Here is a 20,679-nt window from a genome sequence, read left to right as displayed (position 1 = left end):
GCTCCAATCTTTCTTGACTGTCTTTTTTATTATACCAACATCAGAAACGCTTGTCTAACCTAATTTACTCGAAATTATCGACTCTTGTTTCTGATAAAAGTTCATACATTTTGGCAGCATCTTCTTTTTTCGTTGATTCATGTAACTCTTTGACTGCTACCTCTAAAATACGGTTTCCAAATTGAATTTTTAAGATATCGCCCACTTTGACTGAACTACTTGATTTTGCTAAAGTGCCATTAATTTGAATACGTCCTTTATCTGCCACTTCTTTCGCAACAGAACGACGTTTGATAATTCTTGAAATTTTTAAAAACTTGTCTAAACGCATTATTTTCCTCCCATGAAACGTAAAATTTTCTTACCGAATGGAATCATCAGCCATTCACGTAACGTCAATAATTCTAAACGAATAGCAAATTGAATAAAGATGGTTCCACCGATGACAACTCCCAATAAACTAAAAAGTAATGCTTGTAAACGACTGACTGGTGTACCAACCGTCGCGGTTAATAAGGCGTAAAAAATCAGCAACCCAATCACCATCCCGATTGTACAGATAAGTAATTTACTACCAAAATGACGTTCTTTCCAAAAAACATTGATGCGGGAATCTTCTTGTTTGATAAGATACCACAAGATGACAACTAATCCTACTAAAGTTGATAAACTTGCCCCAATTGTACCAAATAATAAAGTAAACGGCCCAGTTACAACAAATTTAACACCTATTCCCCACCCCGCTGCTTTTAATGAACGGCGAAAATAGTTTTGGCTTTGCGCAATACTTTGATACGCTTGAATTGTCGCTGTTAACACAATTGAAAACACAAACAGCGTTAACGCAACACTCCCCGCATTGCCTTTGAACAACGCATAATTAATGTATGGCAACAACACTGCTAACCCAGTAGATGCTGCTAAGGCCAACCCAATCGTCAAACGTAGATACATCTTGGCTGATTTTAAAAATTGTTCTCCCCGTTGTTCAATTAAACAAGCCGTCAACGCTGGTAAAAAGGTCGTACTTAAGGCGGTCGCAGCAACTAACCCTAATTGGACAAGTGGTTGTCCACGGTCATAGATCCCTTTCGCAATCCGAGCGCTTTGTTCTGCAACGCCTTGAAATTCCAACGCATTCACAATGAAAAAGGAATCTGCTAGCTGAAATAAAATCAACAACCCACTATAGATTGAAAGTAGACCGCCTTCGACAAAAAATTTGCGACGCATGCGTTTTGAAACAGTGAAGGTCTTTGGTACTCGTAAAAAACGTTGGTGTGTACCAAAAATTTTATGATCGTAATAGGCCAACAATAGCCATGCCACGACACCACCGATAAATGCTCCAGTCATCGCCAAAGTCCCCACTTGATAAATCGTGAGTGAAAAACGATGAAACGCCGAAGCAGCTAACAAAATGACTCCTACACGTAAAAATTGTTCCGAAACTTGTGAAACCGCCGAAGGAACCATTAATAAATTCCCTTGAAAGTTCCCACGATAAAAGGATAACGGTGGAACTAATAAAAACGTAAAGGACACCACTTGAATGAGTGGTTTCAACGACTCATTTCCCATGATAACCGCAATGAAGCCACTAAAGAAAAAGGTGATTCCCCATAAACAAATAGAAAACCAAAAGACCAAAGGATAAATCTCATCCAAGGCTTGTTGTTGCTTTTGGGGATTTTTTTGACTTGCTACAAGTTTAGAAATAAATTGTGGCAACCCTGATAACGCCAATGTCATTGCTAACCCATAGATAGGATAGACTTGTTGATACACATAAAACCCTTCATCACCAACAAAATTTTGAAAAGGAACCCGATACACTGCACTCAATAATTTGGCGATAAAAGAAGCTAACGTTAGCACAAACGCGCCTTTCATCATCCGTTGCATTTGATTTCGAGCCATGTGGCCTCCTCCTTGCTAACCATGCTTTTGCTGTAATTGTTCTTGGTAGCGTATTTCACGTAAAGCTTTGACGAATTCTTGTACTTCATGCAACCAAACCATTTGTTTCATACCTTTTGGCACAGTTAATTTGATGTGCATTTGTTCTTTTTCGACACCTAATGTCGCTTTGAGTTTGGTTTTTGATAAAGCTGCAAATAATTGTTCCACTGTATATGCTTTGGTACCAACTTTGCTCAAAATAAACTGAATAATCGGTCCCTGTTTACGGATAGTATCAATTAACGCTCGATCACCATTCATCTTGATTTCACCCACCATCAATAAGTGTGCGACTTCATCTGGATATTCGCCAAAACGGTCAATTAAATCATCTTGTAATTCATCAAGACTATCCATACTTTCCAATTCACGAATACGTTTGTAGATTTCAATTTTTTGACGTTCATCATTAATATATTCCGTTGGCAAGTAGGCATCGACGCCCAAGTCAATTTCAACGGAGGTTTTTTTAGTTTGCGTATTTTTCCCTTGCTTGCGATCGACTGCTTCCGATAACATTTGCGCATACATATCAAAACCGACAGAATCAATAAAGCCGTGTTGTTGGGCACCCAATAAGTTTCCTGCACCACGAATCGACAAATCACGCATCGCGATTTTGAAACCCGAACCTAATTCAGTAAAGTCTTTAATCGCTTGTAGTCGCTTTTCGCTGACTTCATTTAAGATTTTTTGTTGTTCATACATGAAATAAGCATAGGCAACACGATTGCTTCGCCCAACACGTCCGCGCAATTGGTAGAGCGTTGATAAGCCCATATAATCAGCATTTTCAACAAATAACGTATTGGCATTCGGAATATCCACACCCGTTTCAATAATGGTAGTTGTCACTAACACATCATATTGTCCTTCAATAAAATCAAACAACGTATTTTCTAACTGCACTTCGGTCATTTGTCCATGAGCATAGCCAATGCGGGCATCCGGAACAAGAGCTTGCAATTCATCCACTTTTTGTTCAATCGTATCCACTCGATTATATAGGTAGAAAACTTGTCCGCCACGAGCCATTTCACGCAAAATAGCTTCACGGATAGCACCAGGATTCGTTTCCATGACATAGGTTTGAATCGGGTAGCGGTTTTCAGGCGGCGTTTCAATTACTGATAAGTCACGCACACCTAGCATCGACATGTGTAACGTTCTTGGAATCGGAGTAGCGGTCAGCGTTAAGACATCGACTTGTGAACGTAATTGTTTCAAGCGTTCTTTATGTTTCACACCAAATCGTTGCTCTTCATCGATCACTAATAAGCCCAAATCAGCAAATTCAATGTCTTGTGACAAAATGCGGTGTGTCCCTACAACAATATCGATTTTACCTTCTTTAATTTCTTTAATCGTTTCGTTTTGTTGTTTTTTCGTACGGAAACGACTGAGTAAGCCAATATTGACAGGGAATCCTTCAAATCGATCCACCATCGTTTCATAATGCTGTTGCGCTAAAATTGTCGTAGGTACTAAAAATGCGATTTGTTTGCTTTCTTTGACAGCTTTAAATGCCGCACGTAAAGCTACTTCGGTTTTCCCAAAACCAACGTCACCGACTAACAAGCGATCCATTGGTTTTTCTTTTTCCATATCACGTTTAATTTCAGCTGTACTACGTAATTGGTCATCTGTTTCACTGTAAGGAAAAGCATCTTCAAATTCACGTTGGTACGCATCGTCTGGCGCAAAAGCATACCCTTTTTCAGCTTCTCGCTTCGCATACAGTTGAATTAAGTCATCCGCAATATCTTCAATCTTTTTGGAAACTTTGCGTTTGGTCTTCGCCCATTCTGTTCCACCAAGTTTATTAATCTTTGGTGATTTAGATTCTGAAGTGACATATTTTTGAATTAAATTCAGTTGCGTCACTGGAATAAATAATTTATCGTCGTTTTGGTACACAATGGTCATATAATCCTGATGGACACCATCCACCTCTAAGGTTTGCATCCCAATATATTTCCCAATCCCATGATTCGCATGGACAACATAATCGCCTGTCTTTAATTCATTGTAGCTTTTTAAACGTTCCGCATTGGTCACAGTTTGACGACGCGTCCGTTTTTTAGTGACTTTTTGGAACATCTCTTGTTCTGTTACCACCACGACATGATCTTGAGGTAATTCAAAACCACTTTGTAACGTACCTTCGACAATTTGCGAACGTCCCGTAAACAAACGATCCGGCGTAGTTTCTACCGCATAGATTTCATGGTCACGAAAATCTTGTTCCAGTTTTTTCGCACGCTCATGATTGCCAACTAAGAACACCACGGTTTGCTGTTGCTTTTCCCAACGATCAATTTCAACTTTTAACAAACCCATCTGACCAAAGAATTGTTGCATTGGTCGATATTGCACACTATGAATCGCTTGAAAACGTAAATTGCCCATTCCTTTTTGGAACAAAGAGAAATAGGTAGTCGTAAACGTTAGACGTTGAAATAATTGATGAACATTCGTTCCAAAAGTCTGTTCTGAAAAGACCCGTAATTCGGAAATTTTTTGCGTATGCCATTCGCCTTCTTCGCGTTCAATTTCACGGTTGGTTTCCATCATTCGTGCATAATCGTCCACCAATAATAATGTATCTTTCGCAAAATAATCTAAAATGGTTTGCTTTTCTTGATACAAAAGATCCGTATAAAAATTAGCTGTATCGCCGGGAATACCATCTTGCCACGAAGCAATTAGCTGACCGAAATAATCAGATAAAAAAGCTTTATCCGTTGGTTCACTCGTTACTGCTAAGCGTTTGGTCAATAATTCTTGGAGTTTTTCACTCCCTTTTGTTAAGTTTGCTTGTGAGAAAACTAATTCTGTCGTAGGTAACAACAACACTTCTTCTAAATTTTCCATAGAGCGTTGCGTTTCGACATCGAAATAGCGCATCGAATCAATCTCAACATCAAACAATTCAATTCGAATGGGATATTCTGTGTGCAACGGATAAATATCAATAATACTCCCGCGAATACTAAATTCACCGGGTTTCCCAATCATCGTTTGACGTTCGTAGCCCATCAATACCAATTGTTGTGGTAATTGCTCAACATCAATCTCATCGCCAACATGCCATGAAAATTGTACTTCTTGCCATGTTTTGAGCGTTGGCAAAAATTTCCGAATCGCGGCTACTGGTAAAACATATACTCCCGGTTGATTGGAGGCAATCGCATGTAAAGTAAGGACACGCTCTGCTTTTGCTTCTGGTGAAGCAAAGGCCATTTCTGCAGAAAGGACTTCATCGACTGGAAAAATATACACATCATCCATCACTTGACGTAAATCATCTGCTAATTGGTTTGCGTAATACAAATTCGCCGTCACAACAACTGTTGGACGACGGAACTTTTGATACGTGCTCGCAATAGCTAAGGTTTTCGCTGAACCAGCTAAACCGGTAATTAACTGCCGTTGCATCTTCTCTTCAATGCCTTGATGCCACTCTTTAATAAAAGGAGTTTTTTCTATTAAACTAATTAAATCCATTGTTGTCCTCCTAATTAAAACGATTCATCGTAGCAATAAAATCATTTTTTTCAATATAATCGATGGTCGCTTCCATCGCTTTGTCAATACTTCCTTCAATTAAAGGTTGATCGTCTTTTGAAAAACCACTTAAGACATGATTCACGACCGTCATTCCTGGTTTTGGACGATCAATACCAATTTTAATACGATCAAATTCTTGTGTATTTAAATGAGAAATAATACTCTTCATGCCATTGTGTCCACCCGCACTCCCTTTTTGGCGCAAGCGGATTTTCCCCAAAGCTAAATCTAAATCATCATAAATAACCACTAATTCTTCTGGATAGACACCAAAATACGTCATTAACGGCCCCACAGCTCGGCCCGATTCGTTCATAAATGTTTGAGGTTTAACTAATAAAATTTTTTCGCCATTCACAAAAAAATCAGCTACTTCTGCTTCAAACGAATTTTTTTTGAAGGTTGCATTAAAACGTTTCGCTAGACGATCCACTGTCATAAAGCCCACGTTATGTTTTGTTTGTTCATATTTTTTACCGGGATTTCCCAGTCCGACAATCATTTTCATTTATCTATCTCCATTTGTTCCATTTTTTTCAACCTCACGCAAAATGCTGGACAATTGTTCATTGTCCAGTTTCTGCGCGTATTTTTTAAAATTATACCATATTCCTTGTCAAACGCCCAAAATTACACGCTTTGATAAGGATTTCTTTAACTATTTTACCAATTAAAAATAAGTACAGCTTTGTGAAGTAAGCATTTACAACTAAAACAGTAAAAAAACTGTTACATTGTTTCATAAATCACATGACAAATCCTCGTGAAGATGGTAACATAGTAAATGTAAAGGAAATACTAAAACAAAAAGTGGAAGGATTGATACACCGATGACTGCACAAACATTAAAAAAAGATCATCAAAAAGTTATTCTTGTTGGAGATGGCGCAGTAGGTTCTAGCTACGCATTTGCCTTAGTAACTCAAAACATCGCCCAAGAAATCGGCATTATTGATATCAACGTACCAAAAACTGAAGGAGACGCTCTAGATTTATCACACGCATTAGCTTTCACTTCTCCTAAAAAAATCTATGCAGCAACTTACGCAGACGCACACGATGCAGATATCGTCGTAATTACTGCCGGAGCACCTCAAAAACCAGGCGAAACACGTTTAGATTTAGTTCACAAAAACTTAAAAATCAATCGTGAAGTAGTAACACAGATTGTTGATTCAGGATTTGATGGAATTTTCTTAATCGCAGCTAATCCGGTAGATATCTTAACTTATTCAACTTGGAAATTCTCAGGTTTCCCGAAAGAACGCGTTATTGGTTCAGGTACTTCTTTAGATTCTGCACGTTTTCGTCAAGCATTAGCACAATTATTAGACGTTGATGCACGTAACGTTCACGCATATATCCTAGGCGAACATGGTGATTCAGAGTTCCCTGTTTGGTCTCATGCCAATGTGGCTGGTTTACAAATTTATGAATGGGTGAAAAATCATCCAGAAGTTGATGAAGAAGCTATGGTTAACTTGTTCTTTAGCGTACGTGACGCAGCGTACACGATTATCGAACGAAAAGGAGCAACTTTCTACGGAATTGCCGTAGCATTAGCACGTATTACTAAAGCTATTTTAGATGATGAAAATGCCGTATTACCATTATCTGTTTATATGAATGGCGAATATGGCTTAGAAGACGTCTACATTGGTGCGCCTGCAATTATCAATGCGCAAGGTATAAAACAAGTCATTGAAATCCCATTAAATGATGGCGAAAAAGATCGTATGGCTGCTTCAGCAAAACAATTAAAAGACATTTTAGATGCTGCTTTTGAAAAATTAGACGCTGAAGATGCGGCCAACAAATAATTGGTAGCTCGATGAATGGATGAAAAGAAGTGAACGTGACCAGCTTTTAGGTCACGCGCACTTCTTTTTTTAAATATTTATTAGAATTCACGCACTTTTTAAGCATTATTCTCGTTTTCAAGTGTAAATGTGCTATGATATTACTAACTTACTGTAATGTAGCTCAATTTTAAATTTATGAGGAGTTGAATATCTCTATGTCTCTTTCTAAAAAGCGTTCAATGACATCGACGACACAAAAAGTCATCATTGGCGTATTGGTGGGTATTTTGGTTGTTGTCGCAGGTTATTCTTATCGTAGTACATATTATGTTGATCGTTTTTTACCTAAAACGTATGTTGAAGATATCAACGTAAGTGAGTTGACTGTAGAAGAAGCAAATAAAAAACTACATGATCATTATGCATCACAAGAATTTACGTTAAAAGAAAATGACCAAGAATGGAAAAAAATAAATAAACACGAATTTGGTTTAAATACAGATTTTACTTCTGAATTGGAAAAAATCAAAGCCGACCAAAGTCAATGGTTATGGGGAACAGCTTCCCTTGGTTCTAAACAAAACCTTTCATTAAACGAAGCCGCTTTTGATGAAACAATTCTAGCAAGCAAAACAGAAGAGTTGAAAAAAGAACTCGACGCTTTGAATAAAGATCGTCAAGTTACAGCCGATGCGAAATTAACCAAAGGAGCAGATGGCTTCGAAATTACACCGGAAGTAACCGGAACAAAATTCGATGTCGACAAAACTGTGGCCGATTTCAAAACTGAATTATTAGCTGGCAAAGAGGAATTAAGTTTAGATACTTATAAAACAACGCCAAAAATTACGGCAGATAATCCAGAACTAAACAAAGAAGCGGACGCCTTAAACAAAATCGCACATATTAATGCTTCATATACGATTAATGGCAATACCTTTGAAATTCCCAAAGATAAAATTATGGATTGGTTGTCTTATAAAGATGGCAAAGCCGATATTAATCGGGATAAAGTACGTGAATACGTCGCTTCTTTAGGCAAAAAATACAACACAAGCACCAATGATTCGACATTTAAGAGTAGTCGCCGTGGAGAAGTTTCTGTTCCTGCTGGGACTTTGAGTTGGACGATTGCACCAGATGATGAGACTGACGCTTTGATTGCCGACTTATCAAAAGGAGAAGACTTCACCCGTTCTCCGATTGCTCAAGGTAGTGCTGATGCCGGTGCGGCACTCTTCACAAATACGTATGTTGAAGTAGATTTGGAAAATCAACATATGTGGTACTACAAAGATGGCAAAGTAGCTTTAGAAACGGATATCGTTTCTGGAAAACCTAAAACACCAACGCCTCCAGGAGTATTTTATATCTGGAATAAAGAACGCAATGCGACATTGCGTGGAACCAACGATGATGGGTCAAAATATGCAGAACCAGTTGACTATTGGATGCCCATCGATTGGACAGGGGTCGGTATTCACGATTCAAGTTGGCAACCAGCTTATGGTGGCGAACTATGGAAAACTGTTGGCTCGCACGGTTGTGTGAACACTCCTCCAGGGGTTATGGCCGAATTGTTCAACATGGTTGAAGTAGGAACACCAGTCATTGTAATTTAACAAAAAGCAGTTGAACGGCATTTTCCGTTCAACTGCTTTTTTTATTCGCCAATCGATGTATAGACTTCCGATACATCATCGTCATCTTCGAGCTTTTCGATTAATTGTTCAAATTGTGTTTGTTGTTCGTCCGTTAAAATTGTCGTTGTTTGTGGAAGCATCGTTAATTCTGCTTGTGCTAACGTAAACTCTTTTTCTAAAGCATCGCGAACCATTGTAAACTCTTCTGGAGCAGTATAGATTTCAAAGACCTCTGGAGAAGTAATTAAATCTTCACCGCCTACCTCCAAGACTTTTTCCAACATCTCTTCTTCATCCAAGGAAATCGCTGCTCGTTCAATCGCTAGATACCCTTTTCGGTCAAACATATAACTCACTGAACCCGTTTCACCAAGATTGCCGCCATTACGACTAAAGGCTACTCGAATGTTGGTTCCCGTTCGATTGCGATTATCGGTTAACGTTTCTACTAAAATTGCGACACCACCCGGTCCATATCCTTCATAAACCACTTCATCATAGTTGGCACCATCTGTCGAACTGGTGGCTTTTTTTATTGCGCGTTCGACATTATCATTGGGCATATTGGCCGCTTTGGCTTTATCTAATGCCAAACGCAAAGCAGGGTTTGATGCGCTGTCGGCACCTCCATTTTTAGCAGCAATATAAATTTCTCTTGATAATTTTTGGAAGATTTTTCCTCGTTTCGCATCTTGCGCATTCTTTCTTCCTTGAATATTTTTCCATTTACTATGTCCAGCCAAATCAATCGCCTCCTCTGTTTATTTTACGAAGTTTTCCACTTTTTTCAAAGAACTCTTTTTTGACGTAATCCAATGATCAACCAACATAAAATGACGGCTGTTAAAGCGCCAATGGAATCAAGCATGACATCTTGAAACAACGGGGTGCGCCCATTCGTCATCATCTGATGAAATTCATCCATTCCCGCATACCCTGTTGCTGCCATCCAACCAAAGAAAGCAGCTAAAGCCAACGAATTCAATTTGGGAAATAACCCTAAACAAAAACTGCCTCCTAACACAAAATACGTGCCAAAATGCGCAAATTTACGCACAAAAAACTCAATAAAAGCAAAATAACCTTTTGCTTGAATACTGACCTCACTGCCCGCGTAGACAAACGAAATCTTACTTAGCCAATCTTTTAATGGTTCATTTTTGAAGAGTGCCATCAACAAACCAATTTGCGATTGCTCTTCATACGATTGCGACGAGCTGTAAAATAAAATAGCCATGACAATAAACCCAATTATTAAATAGGTATTTCCATTTTTTATGCCTTTTTTCACTGTTCTTTCACCTCAATACCTCATCTTAGCATTTTCTGTTTAGCAAAGAAACAGTTATGTTATACTGGATAAGGAAAACAGAAGGGAGTTTTTTTCATGACTTATGCAATCAACTGGGACTTAGAATCAATTTTTCCAGGCGGAAGCGATTCAGAAAAACTAAAACAACGCATGGCACAACTATCAAAAGAAATTCATGCATACCATCAAGCAGTTACAACTTGGGCACCAACCAGTGACACCACAGATGCTTTGGTGCAACTGCTACAGCAAGCAGAAATTATTAGTAATGGCTTTGGACAATGTTCAAGCTTTATTAACGCCTTATTATCAAGCAATGTGAATGATAGTAAAGCCAAAATTTTATCTAGCGAATTATATAGCAAATTACCAGAATACCAATTAGCGAGCACTATTTTCTCGAAAAAATTAACAGAAATTGCTGACGATACTTGGGCAGAACAAATGGCCACACCTGAACTAGCAACCGTTGCGTTCCGTTTGACCGAAATCCGTCGTGATGGCAATGAACTATTATCGGAAGCTGAAGAAAATATCATCAATACGTTGAAATTAGATGGCTTAAATGCGTGGAGTGAACATTACGACACAATTGTCGCAAGCATTACTATTCCATTTGCTCAAGAAGATGGCACGGAAATTCAATTATCGGCTGGACAAGCCTTCAATAAAATGATGGGCGATCCTGATGCCGCTGTACGTCAAGAACTGTTTGAAAAATGGGAACAAGCTTGGCGTGCAAAAGCGGATTTATTTGCCGATACTTTAAATCATTTAGATGGTTTCCGTTTGTCGACCCAAAAATTACACGGGGTGGAGAATTACTTAAAAGAACCATTGGAATACAATCGTTTAAAACAAGAAACGCTAGATACGATGTGGGCAACGATTCAACAAAACAAACAACCAATCGTTGACTTCTTAACACGTAAAGCGCAATTGTTTGGCAAAGAGAAAATGGATTGGCAAGACCAAGATGCCCCAATTATTTTAGGCGAGATGCAAGAGCGGACATACTCTTTTGACGCTGCGGCAGAATTTATCGTAGCAAATTTCCAAAAATTCAGCCCAAAAATGTCTGAATTTGCGCAATTGGCCTTTGACAACGCTTGGATTGAAGCCGAAGATCGTCCAGGAAAACGTCCAGGCGGATATTGCACAAGCTTACCAGAAACCCAAGAATCCCGTATTTTCATGACTTACAGCAATTCAGTCAATGAAGTTGCCACACTTGCCCATGAATTAGGACACGCATTCCATAGCAGTGTCTTGTGGGATTTACCTAGTTTAAATCAAGATTACGCTATGAACGTTGCTGAAACTGCCAGCACATTTGCTGAATTAATCGTTGCCGATGCTACATTAAAAGAAGCGAAAACCAAAGAAGAAAAAATCAATTTATTAGATGCAAAAATGCAAAATGCCATTGCGATGTTTATGAATATCCATACGCGTTACATTTTTGAAAATAATTTCTACCAAGCACGTCAAAAAGGATTGGTTTCTTCTGAACAAATCACAGAAATGATGGTAGCAGCTCAAAAAGAAAGTTATTTAGATAGCTTAGGCACCTACCATCCACACTTCTGGGCAGCTAAATTACACTTCTTTATTGATGATGTTCCATTTTATAACTTCCCATATACATTTGGGTATTTATTTAGTATGGGTATTTATGCCTATGCCAATCAAAAAGGTGCTAACTTTGAAGATGAGTATATTGCATTGTTACGCGATACTGCTTCAATGACAACGGAAGATTTGGCACAAAAACATTTACAAGTAGATTTAACAAAACCAGATTTCTGGCAAGCGGGAATCGATATGGTCTTAAACGACATTAATGAATTCATGGCATTAACCGCAGACTATCTGTAAAGAAAAGAAACGCTCCAAACGAGAGGCACAAATATCGTGCCTTCCGTTTGGAGCATTGTTTTAATTTAAAATAGCAATACCAATACATAAATAAGCGGCAAATAAACACCAAAGAAGATATGGTACAAATAAATAGCTTGCTAATGGATGAATACGATAAAAGACCTTGATACAAACGCCAATCAAAAGGATTAACGCCACGATAACTACACTCGCTAACCAATACTGACTGCCTCCAAAGAAAATGATACTCCAAGAAAAGTTTAACACTTGTTGCATAATAAATAACACAATTGCTGTTTGTTTGCCCTTTGCTTTGGATGTAATCAATAAAAACAGCGCTGTCCCGATCATCGCATAAAGAATCGTCCACATAATGCCAAACACACTACCGGCTGGTGATAAGGGTGGTTTCTGTAATTCTTGATAGACACTTTGAATATCACCTGCAAAAAAACTAGAAATAAACCCTGTTAACTCAATTCCAATCACACTAAGTAACCAAATAAGCCATTTCATCTAAATAACCTCCTCTTTTCTAGAGTAGCACAGGTAAAAAAAGAAACCTACTGATAACCATTTAATAGAAATATTGAACGCACATTAAAAGTACCATCACAAGAATTCCTGGTAAGAAATTTGACACTCGAATATAACTGATTTTTAAAATATTTAAGCCGATGCCTACAATCATAATGCCGCCAATCGCACTAATTTCCCCATTAATTCGGTCATCAACTCAGAGGGAATCAAACGAACCAAGACACTGGCAGCTAAGACAATTGCGCCTTGATAGCAGAAAATCGGTACGGCTGAAAATAACACGCCCACACCTAAAGAAGCGGTCAACATAATGGATAAAAAACCATCCATTACAGCTTTTGTATATAAGGTCGCATGATTTCCTGAGACGCCACTTTCAATCGAACCAATAATTCCCATCGAACCAATCACAAAAATGAGCGATGCTGTCACAAACCCTTCCGCAAAATTGCGCCCAAACAGCCACCTAAAATAATTGCGGCACTATTGATAAGTACCCCACTGAACACTGCTCACTCCCCTTTTCTTAGGACTTTTTCTGATCCTATTCCTAATAATGTAAAACCGACTAAGAAAATACCACTAAAAATAGGTGAAACCATTTCTTTCTAAAAATTTTCATTGATGTGCTCCTAATAAAAAAAGGAGTAGCACTACTCCTTTTACGCTTTTTCTCTTAATTCTTTCACACCTGGAATGGTCATAAGAACAGTTAAGCTAATTAAATAGATAATTGATAAGAACAAAATAACTGCTTGTAAGTTGTAGTTATCCATTAAAAAGCCAATCACAATCGAAGAAAAACCACCCACCGCACGACCTAAATTCATAATAAAATTATTCGCAGTTGCGCGTACTTCGGTTGGATACAAACGACTAATCACTGCACCATATCCACCATACATCCCATTAATAAAGTACCCTACCACGACAGCAGCCGCGATCAATGTCCATTGATTATTGGCTAAGACTAATAAATATACGGACAAAGCCGAACAAATCAAGAAAATGGCAAACGAACGACGTGGACCGATTTTATCCATAACTGTCCCAAACGTCATCATACCAATTGACATCCCTACAATGGTGCTCACCATCCATAAAGAAGAACCCGATACAGATAACCCTAAACGCGCTTGCATAATGGAAGGCAACCAGTTCATTAATCCAAAGTAACCAGCAATTTGAACAGTGACCATAGTACTTAAACCAATTGTTTGCCAAGCAATTTTAGGTGTCGCAAATAATTCCAATAAACTGGTCTTACGTCCAGTTGCTTTATTTTTCTCAAATGCTTCGGGTTCTTTCAAATCACGACGAATGAATAAGACCATAATGACTGGTAAAACCCCAATCACATACAACATTTTCCAACCATAAAGGGGAATAATCAACGAAGCTAAAACCGCTGCGAGCATGGCACCAACTTGGGCACCAATTCCTGCCGTAGACGCGGCTTTTCCTAAATGTTTTTTGGGAAATGTTTCAGAAATTAACGACATACATGCCCCATATTCCCCACCAGCACCAATTCCAGCGATAAAACGGAATAAATACACTAAATAAATATTTGATGCAAAATACATTAATAATGACGCAATCGAAAATAAAATAACTGTTTGAGAAAAGACTTTGACACGACCATACTTGTCCGCCATTAACCCAAAAAAGATACCACCAACTAACATTCCTAAATTGGTGACCGTTGCAATTAGTCCTGCTTGTGTGCCTGAAATCCCAAATGTTGAAATGATAGAAGAAAGTGAAAACGCAAGAAACATAATATCCATGTTTTCTAATGCGATTCCCGCAGAAGTAGAAACTAAAACTTTTCGTTGATACTTAGACATTGCAAATCCATCCCCAACTTTATAAAATTAATTAAACCTTCAAAATTCTACATGAGTTTTCTGAAACTTTCAAGTACTAAAAAGAATTTTCATTATTATTTTCGAATAAAATCACTCAAAAGGAGAAGAAAGATGCATATTCGTCCCATACAAGAAAAAGACAATGCTGCCATTGCTAACATTATTCGTGAAAATTTAGAATATTACCACTTAGATGTTCCCGGAACAGCTTATTTTGATTCTGAGCTAGATCAGTTATCTCATTTCTATTCGCTACCAAATGCTGCTTATTGGGTTCTCGTAGAAAATGAGCAAGTCCTTGGAGGTGTTGGCGTTGCTCCATTTAAAGAACATGTGGCAGAATTACAAAAACTCTATCTCAGTCATACAGTCAAAGGCAAAGGCTACGGACAACAGTTGATGACTCAAGCACTTGAATTTGCCAAAGTCCACTATCAAGGAATCTATTTAGAAACATTTTCCACAATGGACAAAGCCATCCACCTATATGAAAAAAATCATTTTGAAAAACTCACTATACCGTTAGGATCAAGCGGACACGACACGATGGATTGTTGGTATTTGAAACAATTTTAAAGAAGGAGTTTCCTTCTTTTTGCATCATTAGTGACAAAATGTCACTTTTGCGTTACACTCTTTCTGTAAGTGACATTTTGTCACTATTAAACACAAGGAGGAATAAACCATGTTTTTAGCAATCAAAGAAATGCGTTACGCTAAATTACGTTATGGTTTAATCATTGGCATGATGGTTTTAATCGCTTATGTCGTATTTATGCTCTCTGGTTTAGCACGTGGTTTGGCCGAAGAATTTAAAAAAGGCGTAGATGATTGGCAAGCGCAAGAAATCGTCTTATCCGAAGAAGCCAACAAAACATTGGCAGCCTCTCAATTAACAATGGATGATTTTGAACAAGTAACAGCCAAGCAGAAAGCACCCATCGGTATTTATAGTGGTGCTATCAAAGACCAGCAACAAAATGTCACTGTTTTCGGAACAACCAATGATGCGTTCTTATTGCCAAAGCTTATTAAAGGGCATCCATTCAAAACAAAGAATGAAATTATCATTCCTGAAAACTTAGCAAAAGAGACCTATCAAATTGGTGATACAATCAAGATTGGTAATTACCCTGAACCTTTAAAAATTGTTGGGATTACTGCGGAAAATTATTACACCGTTACACCAGTTATCTACACGACTCTGGATACTTGGACACAACTTAAATTTGGTGACCAACCGTTAACAACTCAACCAATTAATGCTGTGGTAACCAAAGAAAAAGCCCAACTACCAACAGCGAATGAAATGATGGTTTCTTTAACAATTCCTGATTTAATCGAAAATATTCCTGGTTATTCCGCACAAAATTTAACACTAGATGCCATGATCTATTTCTTATTTGTGGTTGCAACAGCAGTCGTAGGTATCTTTATGTATGTGATTACGCTACAAAAAACAGCGATTTTTGGTGTCATGAAAGCCCAAGGAATTCGCAATCGTTTTATTGCCAACTCATTAGTTGCCCAAGCATTTATTGTGGGGATGATTGGCGTTGGCCTAGCAATGGTGTTAGCATTTGGCACTAGTTTCATCTTACCAGAAGTCATGCCTTTTGCGATTATTTGGTCACAATGGCTAGTATATAGTGGGCTATTTATTATTGTCGCAATTATCGGCGGTCTCTTTTCGATTCGGACAGTTGCCAAAGTCGATCCAATTACAGCGATAGGAGGATAAAAAATGAAAGACATTTTAGTCATGAAACAGATTGTCAAAAAATTTGGGAACGGACATACCGAAGTAACCGCTCTGAAAGAAATTAATTTTACCGTTCAACAAGGAGAATTCGTGAGTATTATCGGGCCATCAGGTTCTGGCAAAAGTACTTTTCTAACGATTTCCGGTGGTTTACAAACACCCACTTCTGGTGAAATTCGAATTAATGGGCAAGATTTTTCCAATTTAAATGAAAAAAAGCGTGCTGACTTACGCTTTAAAGAAATTGGTTTTATTTTACAAAGCTCTAATCTGGTACCTTTTTTAACTGTCCATGAACAATTCACATTAGTAAAAAAAGTAGCCAAACGTAAAGAAGACAATACACGCCTAGATGACTTGCTTCGTTCGTTGGATATTTATGACTTAAAAGAAAAATATCCCCGTGATTTATCTGGTGGGGAACGGCAACGTGTCGCTATCGCTCGTGCATTATATAATGAGCCTAGTTTGATTTTAGCAGATGAACCAACCGCAAGTTTAGATACCGAGCATGCCTATGATGTGGTGAATTTACTGATTAAAGAAGCACATGAAAAACAAAAAGCAACCATTATGGTGACACATGATGAGCGCATGATTCAAAATAGTGATCGTATTTTTCGTATGGAAGATGGCTACTTAATCGAACAATCGCCTGTTCAACAGTGACAAAGAAAATTGTTGCGAGTATAATACAAGGAAGATTGTGTTGAAAAGGAGAACCGCCATGCCAAAAGAAACCTTCCTAAATTTGTCTGTTGAAAAAAAAGCGCACATCGAACAAATTCTCTTGGAAAATTTTTATAATCGCCATGTTAGCCAAGTGAAAGTCTCAGAAATTGTTGAAGCCATGCAAATGTCACGTGGTGCTTTTTATAAATATTTTCAAGATTTAGAAGATGCGTATACTTATCTGATTAGCAAGTGTTCAATCAGCATTCATCACGCGATTCTCTCATCGATTCAACAACATGAACAAGATTTCTTCTTAGGAATTGAACAATTTCTGATTTATTGTAGCGAACTCGATCGTCACAGTGATTATTGGAAGAAATTACAATTATTAACTCAAAACAATGAACTACAAGCCATGAAACGCACGAAAATGGCGCCAGATTCCCCTATGGTTAAACAATGGTTCGCGTTACTTGCTACCAATCACTTTGAAATGGATTCACCAGAAGAAGCATTAAGTTTTCTCTATTTCATCATGTCTTTAGTCATGAATTCCTTAACAGATTGTATTGTTAACAACTGGACGACAGCAGAATTAATCACTGATTTTCGCTTTAGAAAGCAGTGGTTGATTGATGGTATTGCTAAAACATAAAAAAATAGCTGAACGATATAGAATGAGGTAACTCATTTTATCGTTCGGCTATTTTTATTAGAGGCTTATCTCACAATAATACTTCCTTTATTTCTTCGGTTTAAATCCCTTTAAACGTAAGGCATTTAATAAAACTGATACAGAACTAAAACTCATCGCTGCACCAGCAATCATAGGATTTAACAACGGGCCACCAAAAAGATGTAATATCCCCATTGCTACCGGAATTCCTAATACATTATACGCAAAAGCCCAGAAGAGATTTTCTTTAATATTTTTAATGGTCGCTCGACTTAATTCAATCGCTGTCGGTACATCCATCAAATCGCTACGCATCAACACAATATCAGCAGATTCAATCGCAACGTCTGTTCCTGAGCCAATTGCAATCCCAATATCGGCTTGTGCCAAAGCAGGTGCATCGTTAATGCCATCCCCAACCATCGCCACATGTAATCCTTCTGTCTGTAAATTTTTGACTTCTTGGGCTTTGTCTTCAGGCAATACTTCACTAAAGACACGGTCAATACCCACTTGTTTGGCAATTGCTTCGGCTGTACGTTTGTTATCGCCCGTAATCATCGCTACTTGTAGTCCCATACGATGCAATTTATCGATAGCTGCGACACTATTTTCTTTAATCGTGTCTGCTACCGCAACAATACCAATCAGTTGTCCCTCGGCAGCTACAAACATAGGTGTTTTGCCATCATTTGCTAGTTGATCAGACATCGCTACCGCATCCAATAATTCAATATGACGTTCGTTCATCAATTTTTGATTCCCCAATAACAAAGCCTTGCCTGCAACTGTTACAGCGATACCATGTCCAGGAATTGCTTGAAAATCTGTCACATCCGTTAATGATAATTGCTGCGCAGTAGCACGTTCAACTATCGCTTCTCCTAAGGGGTGTTCGGAACCGGTTTCTGCTGAAGCGGCTAATACCAGTACCTCTTCTTCTGAATAGTCATGATAGGTGACAATATCTGTCACGACTGGTTTTCCTTCTGTAATCGTACCCGTTTTATCAAAAACAATTGTTTGTACTTTTTGTGTCGCTTCTAACGCATCACCACTTTTAATTAAGACACCATTTTCTGCGCCTTTACCTGTGCCCACCATAATCGCAGTGGGGGTCGCTAAACCGAGCGCACAGGGACAAGCAATAACCAACACCGAAATCGTAATACTTAAAGCGAACACCCATGATTCTTGCCCTAAGAAAAACCACGCTACCCCCGATAAAATCGCCAAAACAATAACGACTGGAACAAACACGCCTGAAACTTTATCGGCTAGTTTTGCAATAGGAGCTTTGGAACCTTGTGCATCTTCGACTAACCGAATAATTTGCGATAAGGTCGTGTCTTTTCCGACTTTAGTCGCTTTAAAACGGAAAGAGCCATTTTTATTGATACTCGCACCAATCACATTGTCGCCTTCACGTTTTTCGACAGGCATACTTTCGCCCGTTAACATTGCTTCATCTACAGCCGAATGACCAGACACAATCACCCCATCCACAGGAATTTTATCTCCGGGACGAACAATAACAATATCACCTGTTTGCACTTGTTCAATCGGTAGTTCAATCTCTTTTTCATGACGAACCACTCGTGCTGTCTTGGGTGCTAATCCCATTAATTTTTTGATAGCTTCTGAAGTTTTCCCTTTGGATACTGCTTCAAAATATTTTCCTAACGTGATTAAAGTTAAAATGACCCCTGCCGATTCAAAATACAAATCCGGATGATGTCCATAATGCACAATCACTCGTCCCGTTACTAAGAGCATCGTCATGACGATTCCTTGTAAAATCGCTGCTGACGTTCCAATTGCAATCAACGAGTCCATATTGGGATGACCTTTGACTAACGCTTTAAATCCTACCGTATAAAATGATCGTCCTTCATAAACAATCGGTATAGTTAACAACAATTGTAAAACCGCAAAAGCGACTACATGATGATCTGGATGAATAAATGTCGGTAAAGGTAACCCGACCATTGGCCCCATAGCAATATATAATAACGGAATGGCAAAAATCGCTGACCATAAGAAACGGAACCACATTTCTTGAATGTGTGCTGCCTTTTTATCGACTGCTTCTGTTTCGTCTTTCGCTTCACTCGCAACAGTCGCTTGGTACCCTGCTGCCGCAACAGCTTCTGAGATGGTTGCTGGTGTTACTTTTTCTAGATCAAAACGTGCAACCATTTTTTCTGTCGCTAAATTAACGGAGGCTGCTTGGACACCGTCAATTTTTTGTGTAGCTTTTTCCACTGTTTGTGCACAAGAAGCACATGTCATGCCTTCGATGATAAATATTTGCTCAATGGTTGAATCGGCTACTTGATATCCTGCATCTGTAACCGCCTGTTTAATTTGTTCATCTGTCACATTTTCTGCGGTCACACTTAGTTTTTCTGTCGCTAGATTGACAGTTGCTACCTGTACTCCGTCAATTTTTTGCACAGCTTTTTCCACTGTTTGCGCACATGAAGCACACGTCATGCCTTCAATGACATAGGTTTCTTTCATTTTTCTTCTCTCCTAACATTGATGATTTCCGGAAAGACAGTGACAAGCAGTCGTTGTGACAACTTCTTTGGCTTGCAAAGCTTCCATTAAATCTGCAATATCTGCAGCAGTTAAATCGTTTTGTTGAATTAAATCCATGATTACTAAAGGAATTTTTTTCGTACAAACTTTTTCAGATACTTCCTGACTCATCGCTAAGACACTCGCCTCTTCAGTAATCAACGGACGATATAAAAATCGATTTCCTAATTTTTCCGTTGTAACGAATTTTTTGGCAACCAAACGTGTCAGTAATGTTTTAACCGTAGAGGCAGTCCAATGAAGTTTATCCTGTAATAAGTGGGTAATCTCTTTACTCGTCGTTTGCTCTTTTGACCAAATAACCCGCATGACCTGCCATTCTGCATTTGAAATTTGCATGGAAATCACTCCTTTTAAATTTACATATGTAATCCTTATATC

17 protein-coding genes and 1 pseudogene are annotated in these 20,679 nt (G+C 38.4%); 7 read left to right on the top strand and 11 right to left on the bottom strand.

The window, feature by feature from the left end:
- Positions 1-64: 64 nt before the first annotated feature.
- The 4 genes from PYW32_RS00830 to pth are packed head-to-tail and all read right to left on the bottom strand — an operon-like array spanning position 65 to position 6,040.
- Entirely contained in the window at positions 65-331 is a 267-nt protein-coding gene (locus PYW32_RS00830; protein ID WP_016176202.1) for an RNA-binding S4 domain-containing protein, read from the bottom strand.
- Entirely contained in the window at positions 331-1,920 is a 1,590-nt protein-coding gene (locus tag PYW32_RS00825) for a putative polysaccharide biosynthesis protein (RefSeq protein ID WP_016176201.1), read from the bottom strand. Before PYW32_RS00825 ends, PYW32_RS00830 begins: the two co-directional genes overlap by 1 nt.
- A gap of 15 nt (positions 1,921-1,935) precedes the next feature.
- On the bottom strand, positions 1,936-5,469 hold the full coding sequence (mfd, locus tag PYW32_RS00820) for a transcription-repair coupling factor (RefSeq protein WP_016176200.1): 3,534 nt from the start codon (positions 5,467-5,469) through the stop codon (positions 1,936-1,938).
- 10 nt (positions 5,470-5,479) lie between these two features.
- Positions 5,480-6,040, bottom strand: a complete 561-nt coding sequence (gene pth, locus PYW32_RS00815) for an aminoacyl-tRNA hydrolase (protein WP_016176199.1) — start codon at positions 6,038-6,040, stop codon at positions 5,480-5,482.
- A gap of 322 nt (positions 6,041-6,362) precedes the next feature.
- Between pth and PYW32_RS00810 the strand changes: the two genes are divergently transcribed.
- Both PYW32_RS00810 and PYW32_RS00805 read left to right on the top strand, forming a co-directional pair.
- Positions 6,363-7,352 carry an L-lactate dehydrogenase gene (locus PYW32_RS00810; RefSeq protein ID WP_016176198.1) on the top strand — a complete coding sequence of 330 codons (990 nt, stop codon included), beginning with the start codon at positions 6,363-6,365 and terminating at the stop codon, positions 7,350-7,352.
- A gap of 197 nt (positions 7,353-7,549) precedes the next feature.
- Positions 7,550-8,956: a L,D-transpeptidase family protein gene (locus PYW32_RS00805; RefSeq protein WP_016176197.1), complete on the top strand. Its 1,407-nt coding sequence runs from the start codon at positions 7,550-7,552 to the stop codon at positions 8,954-8,956.
- Between the two features lie 41 nt (positions 8,957-8,997).
- Here the strand turns inward: PYW32_RS00805 and PYW32_RS00800 are convergent, their stop codons facing one another.
- Both PYW32_RS00800 and PYW32_RS00795 read right to left on the bottom strand, forming a co-directional pair.
- Positions 8,998-9,720 (bottom strand): YebC/PmpR family DNA-binding transcriptional regulator, encoded by a 723-nt coding sequence (locus PYW32_RS00800; protein WP_016176196.1) that lies wholly within the window; start codon positions 9,718-9,720, stop codon positions 8,998-9,000.
- A 44-nt stretch (positions 9,721-9,764) separates the two neighbouring features.
- Positions 9,765-10,268 (bottom strand): VanZ family protein, encoded by a 504-nt coding sequence (locus PYW32_RS00795; RefSeq protein ID WP_016176195.1) that lies wholly within the window; start codon positions 10,266-10,268, stop codon positions 9,765-9,767.
- Between the two features lie 96 nt (positions 10,269-10,364).
- On the opposite strand from PYW32_RS00795, the gene PYW32_RS00790 reads away from it, so the two are divergent.
- Positions 10,365-12,167, top strand: coding sequence for a M3 family oligoendopeptidase (locus PYW32_RS00790; protein WP_016176194.1), 1,803 nt, complete (start codon positions 10,365-10,367; stop codon positions 12,165-12,167).
- 60 nt (positions 12,168-12,227) lie between these two features.
- Here PYW32_RS00790 and PYW32_RS00785 read toward each other — a convergent pair whose 3' ends face one another.
- The 3 genes and pseudogenes from PYW32_RS00785 to PYW32_RS00775 all read right to left on the bottom strand — a co-directional run bounded on the left by PYW32_RS00785 (position 12,228) and on the right by PYW32_RS00775 (position 14,560).
- The gene (locus PYW32_RS00785) at positions 12,228-12,686 is read right to left on the bottom strand and encodes a TspO/MBR family protein (protein ID WP_016176193.1); all 459 of its coding nucleotides are present in this window, start codon (positions 12,684-12,686) and stop codon (positions 12,228-12,230) included.
- Between the two features lie 61 nt (positions 12,687-12,747).
- A pseudogene (locus PYW32_RS00780) lies at positions 12,748-13,163 on the bottom strand (DUF554 family protein); the annotation flags it as partial.
- Positions 13,164-13,372: 209 nt separating this feature from the next.
- A complete protein-coding gene (locus PYW32_RS00775; protein WP_016176190.1) occupies positions 13,373-14,560 on the bottom strand; it encodes an MFS transporter in 1,188 nt (395 codons plus the stop codon).
- 132 nt (positions 14,561-14,692) lie between these two features.
- Between PYW32_RS00775 and PYW32_RS00770 the strand changes: the two genes are divergently transcribed.
- From PYW32_RS00770 to PYW32_RS00755, 4 genes are all read left to right on the top strand, one after another.
- Positions 14,693-15,157: a GNAT family N-acetyltransferase gene (locus PYW32_RS00770; protein ID WP_016176189.1), complete on the top strand. Its 465-nt coding sequence runs from the start codon at positions 14,693-14,695 to the stop codon at positions 15,155-15,157.
- A 109-nt stretch (positions 15,158-15,266) separates the two neighbouring features.
- Positions 15,267-16,322, top strand: a complete 1,056-nt coding sequence (locus PYW32_RS00765; protein WP_016176188.1) for an ABC transporter permease — start codon at positions 15,267-15,269, stop codon at positions 16,320-16,322.
- Positions 16,323-16,325: 3 nt separating this feature from the next.
- Positions 16,326-17,012 (top strand): ABC transporter ATP-binding protein, encoded by a 687-nt coding sequence (locus PYW32_RS00760; protein WP_016176187.1) that lies wholly within the window; start codon positions 16,326-16,328, stop codon positions 17,010-17,012.
- Between the two features lie 58 nt (positions 17,013-17,070).
- Complete coding sequence (locus PYW32_RS00755; RefSeq protein WP_016176186.1) at positions 17,071-17,673, top strand: TetR/AcrR family transcriptional regulator; 603 nt, start codon at positions 17,071-17,073, stop codon at positions 17,671-17,673.
- A gap of 87 nt (positions 17,674-17,760) precedes the next feature.
- Here PYW32_RS00755 and PYW32_RS00750 read toward each other — a convergent pair whose 3' ends face one another.
- Together PYW32_RS00750 and PYW32_RS00745 are read right to left on the bottom strand one after the other, a co-directional pair.
- Complete coding sequence (locus tag PYW32_RS00750) at positions 17,761-20,217, bottom strand: heavy metal translocating P-type ATPase (protein WP_016176185.1); 2,457 nt, start codon at positions 20,215-20,217, stop codon at positions 17,761-17,763.
- A gap of 12 nt (positions 20,218-20,229) precedes the next feature.
- Positions 20,230-20,637, bottom strand: a complete 408-nt coding sequence (locus PYW32_RS00745) for a CopY/TcrY family copper transport repressor (RefSeq protein ID WP_016176184.1) — start codon at positions 20,635-20,637, stop codon at positions 20,230-20,232.
- Between the last annotated feature and the right edge of the window lie 42 nt (positions 20,638-20,679).

This window comes from Enterococcus saccharolyticus subsp. saccharolyticus (genome assembly GCF_029023825.1).
Lineage (GTDB): Bacteria > Bacillota > Bacilli > Lactobacillales > Enterococcaceae > Enterococcus_F > Enterococcus_F saccharolyticus.
This window is presented reverse-complemented; position numbering and strand designations above follow the sequence as displayed.